The sequence below is a fragment of the Pseudomonas sp. JAI115 genome (genome assembly GCF_014200835.1).
GTDB classification, from domain to species: Bacteria; Pseudomonadota; Gammaproteobacteria; order Pseudomonadales; family Pseudomonadaceae; genus Aquipseudomonas; species Aquipseudomonas putida_A.
This window is the reverse complement of sequence record NZ_JACHCY010000010.1, coordinates 130,619-148,602: the sequence shown is the minus strand read 5'-3', so window position 1 is coordinate 148,602 and position 17,984 is coordinate 130,619. Positions and strand designations below refer to the sequence as shown.

Genomic DNA, 17,984 nt, shown 5'->3' with positions numbered 1-17,984 from the left:
GGTGGCTCAGGTCAAACGTATCCGTCGTAACGTCAGCGGTATCATCCTGCTCGACAAGCCTCTGGGGTTCACCTCCAACGCCGCGTTGCAGAAGGTTCGCTGGTTGCTCAACGCCGAGAAGGCCGGTCACACCGGCAGTCTCGACCCGCTGGCCACCGGTGTCTTGCCGCTGTGCTTTGGTGAGGCAACGAAGTTCTCGCAATACCTGCTCGATTCCGACAAGGGTTACGAAACCCTGGCGCAACTGGGCAAGACCACTACCACGGCGGACGCCGAGGGTGAGGTTTTGCAGGAGCGCCCGGTGACCGTTGGTCGCGCCGATGTCGAAGCGGTTCTGCCGAAATTTCGTGGGCAAATCAGTCAGATACCGCCGATGTACTCGGCACTCAAGCGTGACGGTCAGCCGCTGTACAAGCTGGCCCGTGCAGGCGAAGTAGTGGAGCGCGAACCGCGTTCTGTTACTATTGCGCGCTTGGAATTGCTGGCCTTCGAAGGCGATACTGCGCGTCTTGCGGTGGATTGCAGCAAGGGCACCTATATCCGCACCCTGGTGGAGGATATCGGTGAGCAACTCGGTTGTGGTGCGTACGTCGCAGAACTGCGTCGTACCCAGGCCGGGCCTTTCACCCTGGCGCAGACCGTGACCCTCGAAGAGCTGGAAGCGGTACATGCCGAAGGCGGCAACGAAGCGGTCGACCGCTTCCTGATGCCATCGGACAGCGGCCTGCAGGATTGGCCGCTGCTGCACTTCTCCGAAGCGAGTGCGTTCTACTGGCTCAACGGCCAGCCGGTACGTGCCCCGGATGCTCCGAAGTTCGGCATGGTACGGGTACAGGATCACAATGGTCGCTTCATCGGTATCGGTGAAGTGAGCGAAGACGGGCGCATCGCGCCGCGTCGACTGATTCGGTCAGAATGACCGAACGAGTGTGGCTGTTAACAGGCACGGTCACTACTCATTTATAGATACAGGGATTTGTCCCTGGCCTGTTGAAACTGTTTTTGAAACAGTTTCCTGATAAAAGGATTGCCTCATGGCTCTCGACGTTCAAGAAAAAGCTCAAATCGTTGCCGACTACCAGCAAGCTGTTGGTGATACTGGTTCGCCAGAAGTGCAAGTTGCACTGCTGACCGCCAACATCAACAAACTGCAAGGTCACTTCAAGGCCAACGGTAAAGACCACCACTCCCGTCGTGGTCTGATCCGCATGGTAAACCAGCGTCGCAAGCTGCTGGACTACCTGAAAGGCAAAGATCTGAGCCGTTACAGCGCTCTGATCGGCCGCCTGGGTCTGCGTCGCTAATCAGCGATTGCGCTATGAGGTTGGTTGTCTGTCAGGCATCAGCGGTTTTCCGCTGGTGGTTGGCAGGCTCCCAGCCTCAAGTTTTATCTGCACTACCGTTTTACCCGGACAGTCAGCGGGCCGATTCCCGACATTGCCCAAGAATTTCGCAAGAAACCAGTTCCCCCAAGAGCCACAAAGAAGGTAGGACACCGTGAACCCGGTAATCAAAAAATTCCAGTTCGGTCAGTCGACCGTTACCCTCGAGACTGGCCGTATCGCCCGTCAGGCCTCCGGCGCAGTATTGGTCACCGTTGACGACGACGTCAGCGTATTGGTGACCGTAGTCGGTGCCAAGCAAGCCGACCCAGGCAAGGGCTTCTTCCCTCTGTCCGTTCACTACCAGGAAAAGACTTACGCTGCCGGTAAGATCCCTGGCGGTTTCTTCAAGCGTGAAGGCCGTCCTTCCGAGAAAGAAACCCTGACTTCCCGACTGATCGACCGTCCGATCCGTCCGCTGTTCCCGGAAGGCTTCATGAACGAAGTGCAGGTTGTCTGCACCGTCGTTTCCACCAGCAAGAAGACCGATCCGGACATCGCTGCGATGATCGGTACCTCGGCTGCCCTGGCCATCTCGGGCATTCCGTTCGACGGCCCGATCGGCGCCGCTCGCGTCGCTTTCCACGAAAGCACCGGCTACCTGCTGAACCCGACCTACGAGCAGCAAGCTGCTTCGAGCCTGGACATGGTCGTTGCCGGCACCTCCGACGCCGTACTGATGGTTGAATCGGAAGCCAAAGAGCTGACCGAAGACCAGATGCTGGGCGCGGTACTGTTTGCTCACGACGAGTTCCAGGTGGTGATCAACGCCGTCAAAGAACTGGCCGCTGAAGCTGCCAAGCCAACCTGGACCTGGGCTCCTGCTCCAGAAGCCACCGAACTGCTGGGCGCGATCCGTGCCGAGTTCGGCGAAGCGATCTCCCAGGCTTACACCATCACCGTCAAGGCTGACCGCTACGCACGTCTGGGCGAGCTGAAAGACCAGGTCGTTGCCAAGCTGTCCGGCGAAGAAGGCCAGCCTTCTGCTGCTGACGTCAAAGCCGCTTTCGGCGAAATCGAATACCGCACCGTTCGCGAAAACATCGTTAACGGCAAGCCACGTATCGACGGCCGCGACACCCGCACCGTACGTCCGCTGAACATCGAAGTCGGCGTTCTGCCTAAGACTCACGGTTCGGCGCTGTTCACCCGTGGCGAAACCCAGGCTCTGGTAGTCGCGACGCTGGGTACTGCCCGCGACGCACAGCTGCTGGACACCCTGGAAGGCGAGAAAAAAGACCCGTTCATGCTGCACTACAACTTCCCTCCGTTCTCGGTGGGCGAGTGTGGTCGCATGGGTGGCGCTGGTCGTCGTGAAATCGGTCACGGCCGTCTGGCCCGTCGTTCGGTTTCGGCCATGCTGCCAGCCGCTGACGTGTTCCCGTACACCATCCGTGTGGTTTCGGAAATCACCGAATCCAACGGTTCGAGCTCGATGGCTTCCGTTTGCGGCGCTTCCCTGGCCCTGATGGACGCTGGTGTGCCAATGAAGGCACCGGTTGCCGGTATCGCCATGGGTCTGGTTAAAGAAGGCGAGAAGTTCGCCGTCCTGACCGACATCCTCGGTGACGAAGACCACCTGGGCGACATGGACTTCAAAGTAGCCGGTACCGCCAAAGGCGTTACTGCGCTGCAGATGGACATCAAGATCAAGGGCATCACCGAAGAGATCATGGAAATCGCTCTGGGCCAAGCCCTGGAAGCGCGCCTGAACATCCTCGGCCAGATGAACCAGATCATCGGCGAGTCGCGTACCGAACTGTCGGCCAACGCTCCGACCATGATCGCGATGAAGATCGACACCGACAAGATCCGTGACGTTATCGGTAAAGGTGGCGCGACCATCCGTGCGATCTGCGAAGAAACCAAGGCTTCGATCGACATCGAAGACGACGGCTCGATCAAGATCTTCGGCGAAACCAAGGATGCCGCAGAGGCTGCTCGTCAGCGCGTTCTGAGCATCACTGCAGAAGCCGAGATCGGCAAGATCTACGTCGGCAAGGTTGAACGCATCGTCGACTTCGGCGCATTCGTCAACATCCTGCCGGGCAAGGACGGTCTGGTGCACATCTCGATGCTGAGCGACGCTCGCGTAGAGAAAGTCACCGACATCCTGAAAGAAGGCCAGGAAGTGGAAGTGCTGGTACTGGACGTGGACAACCGCGGCCGTATCAAGCTGTCCATCAAAGACGTGGCAGCGGCCAAGGCTTCGGGCGTTTAATCAGCCCACAGCTTTAGCGCAATGAAAATGCCCCGCCGTGAAAACGGCGGGGCATTTTTTTGTCTGCGAAATGCCGGGACAGGCTTTGAAGTTGCCGGACTTCAAGACCGGTGCTAGGTTTAGCCCACCGCCCGTGTAGCTCAGCCGGTAGAGCAGCGCACTCGTAACGCGAAGGTCGCAGGTTCGATTCCTGTCTCGACCATCCTCCTCATTCCCCGATTTGTGTCTCCCAGGTCAAAGTTTTTGTGCGAGAGATGTAAAGAGCCGTGTAATTCGTCATGCAAACGTCCTATATTCGGTGCCTGCATGAGCATCGCTTAGCAGTTTTCAGATGATCCCGAATGGTTCCGAAGGCCGGACAATCCGCGTCAGAGAGATCCTTGATGATCCAGATCCATCCTCCATTCTTACGATCAGCGAGAACGCCATGACCGAATTAACTCAAGAGCAACGTCACGCACTAGCGCTGGAAAAATACATTCAGGACGTCCCGGACCTGAAAGAAGAGATCAAGGACCTGAGTCCTGATGATCAGAAAGACCAGATCCAGTGGGCATTCGAGGACGAAGCCGAAGCCCAGGGCTTGCAGCCGTGGGAGCTGACGCTCAAGTACACCAGCACCCCTGAAGAGTTTGAGGCCAAGCGCCTGGAGCTGCACAAGGAGGCGGCCGAGGTGTTGGGCGTCGAGTGGGACGAGTACTGCGAGATGAACAATCTGGTGGTCTGAAACAAAAACGCCAGCCTCAACCGGGCTGGCGTTTTTTATGGCGTGACAGCCTCAGAGGCTCAGACGCATCGACAGGTCCACCGCCTTCACGTCCTTGGTCATCGCCCCGATCGAGATGTAATCCACGCCGGTTTCGGCGATCGGCAGCAGCGTGCTTTCGTTGATACCGCCGCTGGCCTCCAGTTTGGCATTGCCGCCGTTCAAGCGGACAGCTTCGCGCATGTCGTCCAGGCTCAGTTCGTCGAGCATGATGATGTCGGCGCCGGCAGTCAGCGCCTCCTTCAGTTCTTCCAGGCTCTCCACTTCGACTTCCACCGGTTTGCCCGGCGCGATCTTGTGCGCGGCGGCGATGGCCTGCGCGATGCCACCGCTGGCGGCGATGTGGTTTTCCTTGATCAGGAACGCGTCGTAAAGGCCGATGCGGTGGTTGTGGCAACCACCGCAGGTCACTGCGTATTTTTGCGCCAGACGCAGGCCCGGCAGGGTCTTGCGGGTATCCAGCAGCTTGACCTGGGTCTGCACCACGAAGTCCGCCAAGTACTGCGCGCGCGTCGCCACGCCGGACAGCAGTTGCAGGAAGTTCAGCGCACTGCGCTCGCCGGTCAGCAACGAACGGGCCGGGCCCTCCAGATGAAACAACGGCTGGTTGGGTTTGACCCGTTCACCGTCCCGTACCTGCCAGTGCACCGCGACGCGCGGATCGAGCTGGCGAAACACCGTGTCGACCCACGCCGTGCCGCAGATAACCGCCTCGTCGCGAGTGATGATGGTGGCTTTGGCCAGACGTTCGGCCGGGATCAGTTGTGCGGTGATGTCGCCGCTGCCGACATCTTCGAGCAACGCACGGCGCACGTTGGCTTCGATTTCGGCGGTCAGATCGGCGAGACGTAGATTCGGCATAACGGGCTCCACAAACTAAGTGCGCCGATTATAGGGGCATGGCGAGAGCCAACCCAAGGCGAGAACGCGCGTGCCTGACTGCAACTGGTCGATTTCCTGTGAGCAAAGCGCGGCTTTTCGTGGTCACTGGAAGGTGTCGCTGGCATAGGGGAAACCCTGACGGCTATAGCGCCGGGGACAAGTTTTGCAAGATAATCCGCCTTGCATTTGACGTCATAGCTTTGACGTCTCCCGCTCCCACAGGGACCTGTGTTGTAACTGACCAGTGAAATCACCGTTTCAGGAGGCTTGGATGCACAACGACGGGAATGTAGTGCCCTTGCACAAGGCCGCTACCGATCAGGCGAATCATTCGCCGCTCGCCCGCCTGCCTGTGATTCTGCTTCAGGTCCGCGACAAGGCCGCCCAGCAACTGCGCCACGGTTTGCAGGAATTGTTCGATAACGCAGACGACACCCTGTTCGAAATGGCTGACCGGGCGCGTAATGACGTCGAGCAGAACATCTTTTTCGAAGCCATGCGCGACCTGCGCCTCAAGCGCAAAAACATCGAACGGGGTTTTCTCGAGCAATTCTTCGAAGCCTTTGTCGCGCTGATTCAATACGAAGTCGTGCAACCCGCGTTGCCCGGCACGCTGATATTCGAGGATTCGGCACCGCGTACCGATGACATGGAGCGCAGCGTGGCGGTCGAGACCATGGTCGGGCGGGTGCTCAAGCGTGATGGCTTTGCTCTTGATCAACTGACCGCACGCCTCAACGTGTTGCTGGGCAAGGATTTCGATAACCAACACAACCCGCTCGGCCCGGCGATGCTCTGCGAGTTCTTTCTGCAGGCCGGACGTAACCTGGGCGTGGAGATCAAGGTCAAGCTGATCCTGCTCAAACTGTTCGAACGCTATGTGCTGGCCGATACCGAGCAGTTGTATGCCGAAGCCAATCAATTGCTGGTCGCCACCGGCGTGTTGCCTGAGTTGAAACCGGCCCCCGCACGCCGCGCAATCGAGCGTGCGGCAGCAAGCATCAGCAGCGAAGAGAGTGGCGAACCCGCGCCCGCCGACGAAGGCGTGCAGGAAGTCTTCGCCGCGTTGCAGGAACTGCTGCTGCACGTGCGCGGCAGTGTCGCGCCGACCCTGGAGCCGAGTGCGGCGGCGCAACCGATCAGCACCCGTGATCTACTGCGCCTGCTTTCACACTTGCAGCAATACGTCCCGGCGCTGGCGGCGCAGGACGATTTCGATCTGCGCAATCAGCTTGAGCAGCTGCTGACGCGGGTCAGCGTGAGGAGCGGCAAATCACGCATCGTCGACGGCGCGGATGAAGACGTGATCAACCTGATCGCCATGGTCTTCGATTGCATCCTCGAAGACCGTAACCTGCCGGATTCGCTCAAGGCGTTGATCGCGCGTTTGCAGATTCCGATGCTCAAGGTGGCAGTACTCGACAAAAGTTTCTTCAGCCGCAGCAGCCACCCGGCGCGGCGCCTGCTCAATGAAATCGCCGATGCCGCCATGGGTTGGGGCGATTGCAATGGCGAGGCGCGTGACAGCCTGTATCTGCGCATCGAACAAGTGGTGCAGCGCCTGTTGAGTGACTTCGTCGACGACCCGGCGATTTTCTCCGAGTTGCTCGCCGATTTCCTGGCCTTCACCAGTGATGAGCGGCGGCGCAGCGAATTGCTCGAACAGCGTTTGCGCGATGCCGAGGAAGGGCGGGCGAAAACCGAACTGGCTCGGCAGCGAGTCGAGCATGTGCTGAACCAGGCGTTGCTGGGTAAAGTCCTGCCGCCGTCGGTGGTGACCTTTGTGCGTGATGCGTGGAGCAAAGTGCTGCTGCTGACTTGCCTCAAACATGGCGACCACTGCGCTGAATGGCAGGCCGATGTGCAGACCATGGAGCAATTGATCTGGAGCGTGCAGCGTCACGACGAGGCGGACGCCGGTCTGCAGTTGCTGGCGCTGGTGCCAGGGTTGCTCAAATCATTGCGTGATGGCCTGAGCAGTTCGGCGTTTGATCCGTTCGCCACCAGCGAATTTTTCAGCGAGCTGGAAGCCCTGCATGTGCGGGTGCTTGAACCTCTCACCGAGCAGCCGCCGGCCGATGCGCCGGCATTGGTGGAGGTGTCGCAGCACATCACCCTGCGTAGCGCCGACGAGGGCGTGATCGACGTGAATGCCAGCGGCCTGGCGCATGACGACCCGGGGCTGCGTCAGTTGGAGCAACTGCGCCTGGGCAGTTGGGTGGCGTTCCAGGAAGACGATGAGCACAGCCTGCGCTGCAAGCTCGCAGCGATCATCGAAGCCACCGGCAAATACGTGTTCGTCGACCGCACCGGGATGAAGGTGCTGGAGCGCAGCCGCGTCGATCTGGCCCTCGAGTTCCGCCGTGGCGCGGTGCGGGCGCTGGATGACACCTTGCTGTTCGATCGGGCGCTGGAATCGGTGCTCGGCAATCTGCGGCGACTCAATCGCGGCAAGTGATCGCGCGCCGGGGGCCGATCACGGCATACTGGGCGCCAACACAGTCGGCGTTGAAGGAATCGGTATGCAGTTGGATCCCGCTAGCGGGTGGTGTCACGGGGTACAGGTCTGCCCATCGCCCAACTTCAATGAACGCCCTGCGGGCGAAATCTCCTTGTTGGTGATCCACAACATCAGCCTGCCGCCGGCGCAGTTCGCCACCGGCAAGGTGCAGGAATTTTTCCAGAATCGTCTGGATGTCACTGAACATCCCTATTTTGCAGGGATTGCCGACCTGCGCGTCTCGGCGCATTTTCTGATCGAACGTGACGGCAGCGTCACCCAGTTTGTCTCCTGTCTTGAGCGGGCGTGGCATGCGGGCGTGTCGATGTTCGAAGGCCGGGAAACCTGTAACGATTTTTCCGTGGGCATCGAGCTCGAAGGCACCGATGATCTGCCCTTTACCGATGCGCAGTATCAGGCGCTGATCACGTTGACGCGTCAGCTGCAAACAGCATTTCCGGCCATCACCGGCGCCCGTATCTGCGGGCACAGCGACATCGCACCCGGGCGCAAGACCGATCCTGGCCCGGCATTTGACTGGGCGCGTTACCGCGCAGCCCTGGCACAAGAGGAAGGACAATGAGTTTTCTGGTGTTACTGCTGGCGGTCTGGATCGAGAAATTCTCGGCCCTGCGCCATCGGGTTCAACGCGATGGCGGATGGATCCGCGAACTGCACAAACTCGAAACCAGCGCGCGCCTGGCCCAGCGACCATGGCTGGTGCTGACGATTCTGGTGTTGCTGCCGGTGGCGCTGCTTGCCTTGTTGCTGGTGGTACTGGAACCCGTCGCGTACGGCTTGCTGGCGCTGCCGGTGCATTTGCTGGTGGTGATTTATGCGCTGGGGCGCGGTGATCTGCTCGGCGGCCTCGGGCCGTTTCGTGACGCCTGGCGCCGTGAAGACCTCCAAGCCGCCGCGCATGTGGCCAAGCGTGATCTGGATATTTGCGCCGACAGTGGTGAGCAATTGCTGGATCGGGTTCAAGGGCACCTGTTGTGGCAGGCCTATCAAAGTTTCTTCGCGGTGATCTTCTGGTACTTCGTGCTCGGTCCGGTCGCGGCGCTGGCTTATCGCTTGCTCGCATTGGCGGAAGAACACAGCCAGAACCCGGCGCTCGCCGAACGTGCCGGACAGTTACGTCACGCCTTTGACTGGTTGCCAGTGCGCTTGCTCGCCGCCAGTCTGGCTCTGGTCGGCAATTTCGTCGCGGTCAGCCGGGTGATGTTGCATGAGCTGCTGAACTGGAACATCAGCGCCGCGCAGCTGATCAACAAGGTCGGGCTGGTAGCGGGTGAGATCCCGCCGCCGGTAGTCGGCCCTGAAGGCATCAACACCCTCGACTGCCTGTGGGAACTGCTGCTGCGCGCGGCGGTGCTGTGGTATGCCGGGTTTGCCTTGTGGACAGTCTTGATCCACTGATACTCGCCCGTGAAATTCATTGTGGTGAGGGGATTTATCCCCGATGGGGCGCGCAGCGGCCCCAATATCTTAATGGGGCTGCTGCGCAGCCCATCGGGGATAAATCCCCTCGCCACAGGTCAGTGACCGGCGCAGCGTAGTCGTTAACCTTAAGTTACAAAACCTCTCCCCGATTTGAGCTATACAGAGACAGCGCCCGATAGTGGCTTTCTGCTGTCGCCCCGCGCCTGCCAATAAAAACAAGAAAAGCCAAGGGAGACTTCCAGTGAAGAGCTTGCTCTATCCCGCCGTCTCGCTGATGAACCGTCTGAGCTTCGGCATGAAGTTCAGCTTGATCAGCGTGCTGTTCCTGGTGCCGATGCTGGTGACCAATTTTTATCTGGTGCGCGATTCCTATCGCGAATTCCAGGGCACCCGGGTCGAATTGCAGAGCCTCGATCTGCTGGGCAGCAGCCTGAGCCTGCGCCGGGATCTGGAAACGCTGAACAATCTGGTGCAGATCAACGTCACCCTCGGCCAGTCCGGCAAAGCCGACAACCTCGAAGCGCAGATCAGCAGCCTGGAGCAATCCGTGCTGGCGCGCCTGCAAGGTCTGCAGGCGATGACCGACGATCCCGAACAGATCAAACTGTTCGACGGCAAACGCGATGAAATGATCAGCGCGTTCAAGGCCCAACAGGCGGAAAACTCTCTGCAAAGCAAAAGCGCGATGATCGGCAAACTGCTCGGCAATGCGCAGATCTTCAGCCAGATCGTCACCAGTCAGGCCGGTCTGAGCCGCGACAACCAGAGCGACATCCGTCAGCTCAGCGATCTGCTCACCAACATCACTCCGGCCGTGACCCAGACTCTCGGCGAAGGTCGGGCCATCGGTTCGTATTCGTTGGGGCAGGGCTTTCTCAACAGTTCGTCGAGCAGCCGTTTCGACGAGTTGCTGGCGCAGATCGAAAAGCTCCAGGCTGAATACGCGTTGAAACTGCAGGACGCCCTCGACTCCAGCCAGGCCGCGCGCGCCGGTCTCAGCGCGCCGGCCGACAGCAGCAAGGCTTCGCTCAAACAGGCCAGTGAACTGTTTGAGGCGAAAGTCGTGGTGGCCGAGACCCTCGATACCCCGTGGCAGGCGTTCTACGATCAGGTCACCGGGCTGATGGCGCAGACCTACCAGCTTAATGAAGCGACCCTGAAATTCCTCGATACCCAACTGCAGCAGCGCCTCGCGCAAAACCGCACGCACATGGTGTTGCAGGCGGTGGCGCTGGCGGTGGTGTTCGTGCTGATTTTCTATCTCTACGGCGGGTTCTACGCCTCGACTCGCACCACGCTCAAGCGCCTGGGCGCGATGATGGACAAGGTCGCGGCCGGTGACATGACGGTCAATTTCAAGGCCAACAGTCGCGATGAACTCGGCGAGCTGGGTGAGGTGTTCAACGGCACCGTGAGGAAAATCCATGACCTGATCGAGCGAGTCGGGCAGACCGTGGCTGAGGTCGAGCGCCAGGCCGGGCAGGTGGAAACTGTCTCGGCGCAAAGCAATCAGGCGGTGGCCGGGCAGCGCACGCAGATCGAGCAAGTGGCGACCGCGATGAACCAGATGTCGGCGACCTCGCTGGAAGTTGCACGCAGCGCAGCGGCAGCGGTGAGCAGCGCGCACAGCGTCAACGATGAAACCGTCAGCGGTCGCACACTGGTGGAGTCGCAGCAGGGCAGCATTGCTGCGCTGGCCAGTGAGATCGATCAATCGGTGCTGGTGATCAACCAGTTGGCCAGCGACAGCCAGTCGATCAGCCGCGTGCTGGAAGTGATCAAGAGCATTGCCGAGCAGACCAACTTGCTGGCGCTCAACGCCGCCATCGAAGCCGCCCGCGCCGGCGAGCAGGGCCGGGGATTTGCGGTGGTGGCGGACGAAGTGCGTACGTTGGCCAAGCGCACCCAGCAATCGACCGAAGAAATCGAGCAGATGATCGCCAGACTGCATGGCGGCGTGGGCGCGGCGGTGAAGGCCATGGGCGTTAGCCATCAGATGGCCAACGGCACGGTCGGGCAGTCGGAAAAGGTCCAGCAGGCGCTGGAAAACATCCTCGGCGCGGTCGGCATGATCGTCGACCAGAACCAGCAGATCGCTGCCGCCGTGGAGCAACAGACTGCGGTGGCCCATGACATCGACCAGAACATCGTCGAGATCAATCGCGCTGGCGAGCGCACGGCCCAGGGGGCGCACCAGACGGAGGACGCCAGCCGGGCACTGTCGGCGCAGGTAGTGGAGCTGAAACAACTGATCAGCGCGTTCCGCGTCTGATCGAGCGCGAATGCTGTAGGAGTGAGCCTGCTCGCGATAGCGGTGTGTCAGTCAATTCAATTGTTGGCTGATACACCGCTATCGCGAGCAGGCTCACTCCTACAAGGGCGGTAATGTCAGAACATTTTGTAATGCTTTGATGCTTACGCTTGTAAGCCAATTCCTGTTTTCTTCCGGCGGCTGGCTTTTCGTCATTATTGAGCCAGTATCCCTGATCAGTTAGTTGCGCTGAGGAGGCCGCGAATGTCCGTTGTAACCCTGGGAGTTCAGGGCCGTTGTGCTCATTGCCAGACCACGCAGGTGCTCAAACCCTGGCAACTCAATGCCATCGCAATCAGTGAACCGTTTACCTGCAATCACTGCCAGAAAACCCTGGAGTTGCGCTGTCCGGTGCAGATCAAACGCTTCAAATCTCTCGACTCTCTCGGATTGCTGCGCTTCAGCGCGTCGGTAACCGTGTGCACTGCGCTGCTGGTGGCGTTGGTCATGGAATGGATCGGGCTGCTCAGCGTGACTGAACAGTTGAATGCTTCGTTGATCGTGATTTTTATCTACTTCGCACTGGCACGCTTTGTCCGTCAACGTCAGCACATGACCTTGATTCTCGAAGCGGCCAAGGTCCACGGCGACTGATTACCAACCGAACACTTCGCAGCTGTTGGCGGTGCTGGCGGCGGCCAATTGTTCCGGGCTGATCTTCATCAGTTCGGCGAGCGCCGCACAGATCGCCGGCAAGTGCGCCGGTGTATTGCGTACTCCGGGAAACATCGCCGGCGCCATGTCCGGAGAGTCGGTCTCCAGCACGATCGAATCCAGCGGCAGATCCGCCAATACCCGATGCATGCGCAACGCCTGCGGCCAGGTCGGCGCGCCGCCCAGACCCAGTTTGAAACCGAGCTTGATGTATTCGCGTGCTTCTTCGCGGCTGCCGGCGAACGCGTGGATGATGCCCGCGCGCTTGAGCTTAAAGCGCTTGAGCGTGGCGATCACCGTGGCGTGGCTGCGGCGCACGTGGATCAGCGCCGGCAGTTCGAAATCTGCCGCCAGTTGCAGCTGCGCGTCGAACAGCGCCTGCTGGCGTTCGCGGTCGAGGGTTTCGATGAAGTAATCCAGGCCGATCTCGCCCACCGCACACAGTTGCCGATGGCCGCGTAGCCGCGTCAGCCAGTCGCCGAGTGCGCGTAGATCTTCGGGTTGATGCTGATCGAGGTACACCGGGTGCAGACCAAATGCTGCGTACAGATCCGCATCGCTCTGCACCAGCTCCCATACCCGCTGCCAATTGCCCTGATAAACCCCCAGCACCACCATCCGCCGCACCCCGAGGGCGCGGCTTTCGGCGAGCAACGCCGAGCGATCGGCGTCGAAGTCGGGGAAGTCGAGGTGGGTGTGGCTGTCGATCAGCTCCACGGTTCAGTCCCGATGAATACGCTGCTTGAAGGTCCGCGCGATGGCCTGCACTCCAGGCTTGTATTGCGATTGCTCGACGGCGGCCAGCGCCAGTTCCAGCGCCTTGTCGGCGATCAACTGGTGCTGCTGGGCCATGGCGTTGACCGGCAGCGGCAGGAAGTCGAGCAACTGCGTGTCACCGAAGGTGCCCAGGCGCAGCGGGCGGGATTTGAGCGGGAAGTCATGCAGTGCATCGAACACGCCCTGCAACAGCACGTAGGACGTGGTCACCAGCGCATCCGGCAAATGCCCTAGACGTTGCAGGAGTTCTTCCATCAGTTGCTTGCCGCATTCACGGCTGAAGGACTCGGCGTGCTCGATCAGCACTTCGCCTTTGAACTCGACCAGCGCCTGCTTGAAGCCCGCCGCACGTTCCTGACTGATGCTCAGCTCCGGACGCGCGCCGAGCAGCACGATCTGTTTCGGCTGCGGATCGAGCAGACTCTGGGTCAGGTGCAGGCTGGCTTCGCGGTCATCACTGATCACCGAGCAGAAGTGCTCGGGTTCCATGACCCGGTCGATGGCGATGATCGGCAAGCCCTTGGCCTGCAACTGGCGGTAGCTGTCGTCACCGGCCGGCAGGCAACTGGCGACGATCAGCGCATCGCAACGGCGCGCCTTGAACAGTTGCAGCAACTGGCGCTCGCTGTCCGGCGCATCGTCGGAGCTCGCAATCAGTAACTGATAACCCCGCGCCCGCGCGCCTTGCTCCAGCAGTTTGGCGATCCGCGCGTAACTGGGGTTTTCCAGATCCGGCAGAATAAAGCCCAGCGTGCGGGTGTGCCGACTGCGCAACCCGGCCGCTTGCGGGTTGGGGGTGAAGCCGTGCTGTTCGACGACCGCACGCACCCGCTCGACCGTGGCGTTGCTGATGCGTTGCTGTTCGGCCTTGCCGTTGATGACGTAGCTGGCGGTGGTCACGGACACTCCGGCCAACCGCGCGATATCACTGAGTTTCAACCCGGGATTTCCTTGTTTTTTCGAGCTTGCCGCCACATTTTCGCCAATCCTACCCGATTCGGGCAGACGACTATTGTCGCAGCGCATCCGACAAGTTGGACTTCAAGGATGAGACATTATCGAGTAACGTGCCGATCAATCTAGATTAAACGTTTCAGCAAGCGTATTTTCTACGTTTTAGACGCCTTTGGCCGGTTCTGCCGTGAAACCGCCAAAACTGCCGCTGAAAAGCAGGCTGACCAGCGCCTAAGCTGTGACCATTCAAAACAATATCCTGGCGCATCCATGTGCCAAAAAGGAGATCGCATGCTCGAGCTCACTATAGAGCAGATATCCATGGGCCAATCGGCCGTGGATAAACCCGCCGCCCTGCAACTACTCGCCAATCATCTGGTGGCCGATGGCCTGGTCGCCGATGGCTACCTCGCCGGTTTGCAGGCGCGGGAAGCCCAGGGCTCGACCTTTCTCGGTCAAGGTATCGCCATCCCCCACGGTACGCCCGAGACCCGCGATCAGGTATTCGCCACCGGCGTGCGGCTGATGCAGTTTCCCGAGGGCGTGGATTGGGGCGATGGCCAGATCGTTTACCTGGCGATCGGCATCGCCGCCAAATCCGACGAACACCTGCGCCTGCTGCAACTGCTGACCCGCGCCCTCGGCGAGACCGATCTGGGTCAGGCCCTGCGTCGCACCAGTTCTCCCGAGGCGCTGCTGAAACTGCTGCAAGGCGCGCCACAGGAACTGGCGCTGGATGCGCAGATGATCGGCCTCGGCGTGTCGGCTGACGATTTCGAAGAGCTGGTCTGGCGTGGCGCGCGTCTGTTGCGTCAGGCCGATTGTGTGAGCAATGGTTTTGCCGGCGTGTTGCAACAAGTCGAAGCGCTGCCACTGGGCGATGGCCTGTGGTGGCTGCACAGCGAGCAAACCGTGAAGCGCCCGGGCCTGGCGTTCGTCACCCCGGACAAACCGATGCGCTACCTCGGGCAGCCGCTCAGCGGTCTGTTTTGTCTGGCCAGTCTGGGTGAGGCGCATCAGGCGCTGCTCGAACGTCTGTGCGCGCTGCTCATCGAAGGACGCGGTCATGAATTGGGCCGCGCCACCAGCAGCCGCAAAGTCCTCGAAGTGCTCGGCGGCGAACTGCCCGCCGATTGGCCGAGCGCACGTATTGCCCTGGCTAACGCCCACGGTTTGCATGCACGTCCGGCGAAGATCCTTGCGCAACTGGCGAAGAGTTTCGACGGTGAAATCCGTGTGCGCATCGTCGACAGCGCGGACAGTGCCGTGTCGGTAAAAAGCCTGAGCAAGCTGCTGAGCCTCGGCGCGCGGCGTGGTCAGGTGCTGGAGTTGATCGCTGAACCGAGCATCGCTGCTGACGCCTTGCCTGCATTGCTGGCCGCTATCGAAGAAGGCCTCGGCGAAGAGGTCGAACCGTTGCCGGCCGTGAGTCAGCAACGCGAAGCCATCGCTGATATCGCCGAAGTGCTGATCGCCCCGGCGTCCGGCGCGCAGTTGCAGGCGATCCCTGCTGCACCGGGCATCGCCATTGGCCCAGCGCACATTCAGGTGCAACAGGCTATCGATTACCCGTTGCGCGGCGAGTCTGCCGCCATCGAGCGCGAGCGCCTCAAGCAAGCGTTGAGCGATGTGCGCCGTGACATCCAGGGCCTGATCGAACGCAGCAAGGCCAAGGCCATCCGCGAGATCTTTATCACCCACCAGGAAATGCTCGACGACCCGGAACTGACCGACGAAGTCGACACCCGTCTCAAGCAAGGCGAGAGCGCCGAAGCGGCGTGGATGGCGGTGATTGAAGCAGCGGCCAAACAACAGGAATCGCTGCAGGACGCGTTGCTCGCTGAGCGGGCGGCGGATCTGCGTGATATCGGTCGCCGGGTACTGGCGCAACTCTGTGGTGTGCAGACTCCGAATGAGCCTGAACAACCGTACATTCTGGTGATGGACGAGGTCGGTCCGTCGGACGTCGCACGGCTCGATCCGGCGCGGGTAGCGGGGATTCTCACCGCGCGCGGCGGCGCCACCGCGCACAGTGCAATCGTCGCCCGTGCTCTCGGGATTCCTGCGCTGGTCGGAGCTGGCGCTGCGGTGTTGCTGCTGGAACCGGGCACGCCGTTGCTGCTCGACGGCCAGCGCGGTCGCCTGCACGTCGACGCCGATGCCGCGACCCTGCAACGTGCCGCCGAAGAACGCGACACCCGCGAGCAGCGTCTCAAGGCTGCCGCCGAACAACGCCATCAACCGGCGCACACCACTGACGGTCACGCCGTGGAAGTGTTCGCCAACATCGGTGAAAGCGCCGGCGTTACCGCTGCGGTCGAGCAGGGCGCCGAAGGTATTGGCCTGCTGCGCACCGAACTGATTTTCATGGCCCACCCGCAGGCGCCGGACGAAGCCACTCAGGAAGCCGAATACCGCCGCGTTCTCGACGGCCTCGCCGGGCGACCGCTGGTGGTGCGCACCCTTGATGTCGGCGGCGACAAACCGCTGCCATATTGGCCGATCGCCAAGGAGGAAAACCCGTTCCTCGGCGTGCGCGGCATTCGCCTGACCTTGCAGCGTCCACAGGTCATGGAAGCGCAATTGCGCGCCTTGCTGCGTTCGGCGGATAACCGGCCGCTGCGGATCATGTTCCCGATGGTCGGCAGCGTCGAAGAATGGCGTCAGGCCCGCGACATGACCGAGCGCTTGCGCCTGGAAATCCCGGTCGCTGATCTGCAACTGGGGATCATGATCGAAGTACCGTCCGCCGCATTGCTGGCGCCGGTATTGGCCAAGGAAGTCGACTTCTTCAGCGTCGGTACCAACGACCTGACGCAATACACCCTGGCCATCGACCGTGGTCACCCGACACTCTCGGCCCAGGCTGACGGCCTGCACCCGGCGGTGCTGCAACTGATCGACATCACCGTGCGCGCCGCACATACCCATGGCAAATGGGTCGGCGTGTGCGGCGAGCTGGCGGCGGATCCGCTGGCGGTGCCGGTGCTGGTCGGCCTCGGTGTCGATGAGCTGAGCGTGTCCGGTCGCAGCATCGCCGAGGTCAAGGCGCGCATCCGCGAACTCAGCCTGACCCAGGCGCAAACCCTTGCTCAACAAGCCCTCACCGTGGGCAGCGCGAACGAAGTGCGTGCATTAGTGGAGGCCCTGTAATGGCCAAGATTCTCACCCTGACCCTCAACCCGGCGCTGGACCTCACGGTCGAGCTGCCACGCCTGGAGGCCGGTCAGGTCAACCGCAGCGACGAGATGCACACCCACGCCGCCGGCAAAGGCGTGAACGTCGCCCAGGTACTCGCAGACCTCGGGCATCAACTGACGGTCAGCGGCTTTCTCGGCGAAGACAATCTGCAAGCCTTCGAGACTTTGTTCGCCAAGCGCGGCTTTGTCGATGCGTTCATTCGCGTGCCGGGGGAGACGCGCAGCAACATCAAGGTCGCCGAGCACGACGGGCGCATCACCGACATCAATGGCCCGGGGCCGGTGGTCGACGCGACGGCGCAGCAGGCGTTGCTTGAGCGTCTGCTGCAGATCGCTCCGGGGCATGACGCGGTGGTGGTCGCCGGCAGTCTGCCGCGTGGCGTCAGCGCGCAGTGGTTGCGTGAGTTGATCGAACGCCTGAACGGTCTCGGCCTGAAAGTCGCCCTCGACAGCAGTGGCGAAGCCTTGCGCGCGGCCATTGAAGGGCGTCCGTGGCTGATCAAGCCGAACACCGAAGAACTCGCCGATGCGCTCGATTGCGATGTGGTTTCGCACGCCGCCGAAGCTCAGGCTGCGGCGTGTCTGCACGCCAAGGGTATCGAGCACGTGGTGATTTCCCACGGTGCCGACGGTGTGAACTGGTTCAGTGTCGGCTCGGCGCTGCATGCCACGCCGCCGAAGGTGACTGTTGCCAGCACGGTAGGGGCCGGCGATTCGCTGCTGGCCGGCATGCTCCACGGTCTGCTCAGTGCCGACACGCCCGAGCAGACCCTGCGCACGGCCACGGCGATTGCCGCGATGGCGGTGACGCAGATCGGTTTCGGCATCAACGATGCGGCGCAACTGGCGCAGCTCGAACAGGGCGTACGCGTGCGTCCCCTGACAGAACAATAA

At 61.1% G+C, this 17,984-nt stretch carries 14 protein-coding genes and 1 pseudogene; 12 read left to right on the top strand and 3 right to left on the bottom strand.

Annotation, left to right across the window (positions count from 1 at the left end; all coding sequences use genetic code 11):
• Position 1 precedes the first annotated feature (1 nt).
• From truB to HDC30_RS20985, 4 genes are all read left to right on the top strand, one after another.
• Entirely contained in the window at positions 2 to 919 is a 918-nt protein-coding gene (gene truB / locus HDC30_RS21000; protein WP_024011571.1) for a tRNA pseudouridine(55) synthase TruB, read from the top strand.
• Between the two features lie 115 nt (positions 920 to 1,034).
• Positions 1,035 to 1,304 (top strand): 30S ribosomal protein S15, encoded by a 270-nt coding sequence (gene rpsO, locus HDC30_RS20995; protein ID WP_003221553.1) that lies wholly within the window; start codon positions 1,035 to 1,037, stop codon positions 1,302 to 1,304.
• Positions 1,305 to 1,497: 193 nt separating this feature from the next.
• Positions 1,498 to 3,603, top strand: a complete 2,106-nt coding sequence (gene pnp / locus HDC30_RS20990; protein WP_183784705.1) for a polyribonucleotide nucleotidyltransferase — start codon at positions 1,498 to 1,500, stop codon at positions 3,601 to 3,603.
• 427 nt (positions 3,604 to 4,030) lie between these two features.
• Positions 4,031 to 4,330 carry a DUF6388 family protein gene (locus HDC30_RS20985; protein WP_027610784.1) on the top strand — a complete coding sequence of 100 codons (300 nt, stop codon included), beginning with the start codon at positions 4,031 to 4,033 and terminating at the stop codon, positions 4,328 to 4,330.
• A 51-nt stretch (positions 4,331 to 4,381) separates the two neighbouring features.
• On the opposite strand, the gene nadC is transcribed toward HDC30_RS20985, so the two are convergent.
• Positions 4,382 to 5,230 carry a carboxylating nicotinate-nucleotide diphosphorylase gene (nadC, locus tag HDC30_RS20980; RefSeq protein ID WP_183784703.1) on the bottom strand — a complete coding sequence of 283 codons (849 nt, stop codon included), beginning with the start codon at positions 5,228 to 5,230 and terminating at the stop codon, positions 4,382 to 4,384.
• 292 nt (positions 5,231 to 5,522) lie between these two features.
• On the opposite strand from nadC, the gene HDC30_RS20975 reads away from it, so the two are divergent.
• From HDC30_RS20975 to HDC30_RS20955, 6 genes and pseudogenes are all read left to right on the top strand, one after another.
• On the top strand, positions 5,523 to 7,709 hold the full coding sequence (locus HDC30_RS20975) for a DUF1631 domain-containing protein (RefSeq protein WP_183784701.1): 2,187 nt from the start codon (positions 5,523 to 5,525) through the stop codon (positions 7,707 to 7,709).
• Positions 7,710 to 7,773: 64 nt separating this feature from the next.
• On the top strand, positions 7,774 to 8,334 hold the full coding sequence (ampD, locus tag HDC30_RS20970; protein WP_003221563.1) for a 1,6-anhydro-N-acetylmuramyl-L-alanine amidase AmpD: 561 nt from the start codon (positions 7,774 to 7,776) through the stop codon (positions 8,332 to 8,334).
• Complete coding sequence (gene ampE / locus HDC30_RS20965; protein WP_183784699.1) at positions 8,331 to 9,170, top strand: regulatory signaling modulator protein AmpE; 840 nt, start codon at positions 8,331 to 8,333, stop codon at positions 9,168 to 9,170. Before ampD ends, ampE begins: the two co-directional genes overlap by 4 nt.
• 298 nt (positions 9,171 to 9,468) lie before the next feature.
• Positions 9,469 to 10,560 (top strand): annotated as a pseudogene (locus HDC30_RS29620) (methyl-accepting chemotaxis protein); the annotation flags it as partial.
• Complete coding sequence (locus HDC30_RS29615; RefSeq protein WP_409347919.1) at positions 10,537 to 11,466, top strand: methyl-accepting chemotaxis protein; 930 nt, start codon at positions 10,537 to 10,539, stop codon at positions 11,464 to 11,466. The pseudogene HDC30_RS29620 and the gene HDC30_RS29615, both read left to right, overlap by 24 nt.
• A 243-nt stretch (positions 11,467 to 11,709) precedes the next feature.
• On the top strand, positions 11,710 to 12,099 hold the full coding sequence (locus tag HDC30_RS20955; protein WP_183784695.1) for a hypothetical protein: 390 nt from the start codon (positions 11,710 to 11,712) through the stop codon (positions 12,097 to 12,099).
• Here the strand turns inward: HDC30_RS20955 and HDC30_RS20950 are convergent, their stop codons facing one another.
• On the bottom strand, positions 12,100 to 12,876 hold the full coding sequence (locus tag HDC30_RS20950) for a TatD family hydrolase (RefSeq protein ID WP_183784693.1): 777 nt from the start codon (positions 12,874 to 12,876) through the stop codon (positions 12,100 to 12,102).
• A gap of 3 nt (positions 12,877 to 12,879) precedes the next feature.
• Complete coding sequence (cra, locus tag HDC30_RS20945) at positions 12,880 to 13,875, bottom strand: catabolite repressor/activator (RefSeq protein WP_027610792.1); 996 nt, start codon at positions 13,873 to 13,875, stop codon at positions 12,880 to 12,882.
• A 306-nt stretch (positions 13,876 to 14,181) separates the two neighbouring features.
• Here cra and ptsP point away from each other — a divergent pair, with 306 nt between their 5' ends.
• Together ptsP and pfkB are read left to right on the top strand one after the other, a co-directional pair.
• Positions 14,182 to 17,043 (top strand): phosphoenolpyruvate--protein phosphotransferase, encoded by a 2,862-nt coding sequence (gene ptsP / locus HDC30_RS20940; protein WP_183784691.1) that lies wholly within the window; start codon positions 14,182 to 14,184, stop codon positions 17,041 to 17,043.
• Positions 17,043 to 17,984: a 1-phosphofructokinase gene (gene pfkB, locus HDC30_RS20935; protein ID WP_027610794.1), complete on the top strand. Its 942-nt coding sequence runs from the start codon at positions 17,043 to 17,045 to the stop codon at positions 17,982 to 17,984. Before ptsP ends, pfkB begins: the two co-directional genes overlap by 1 nt.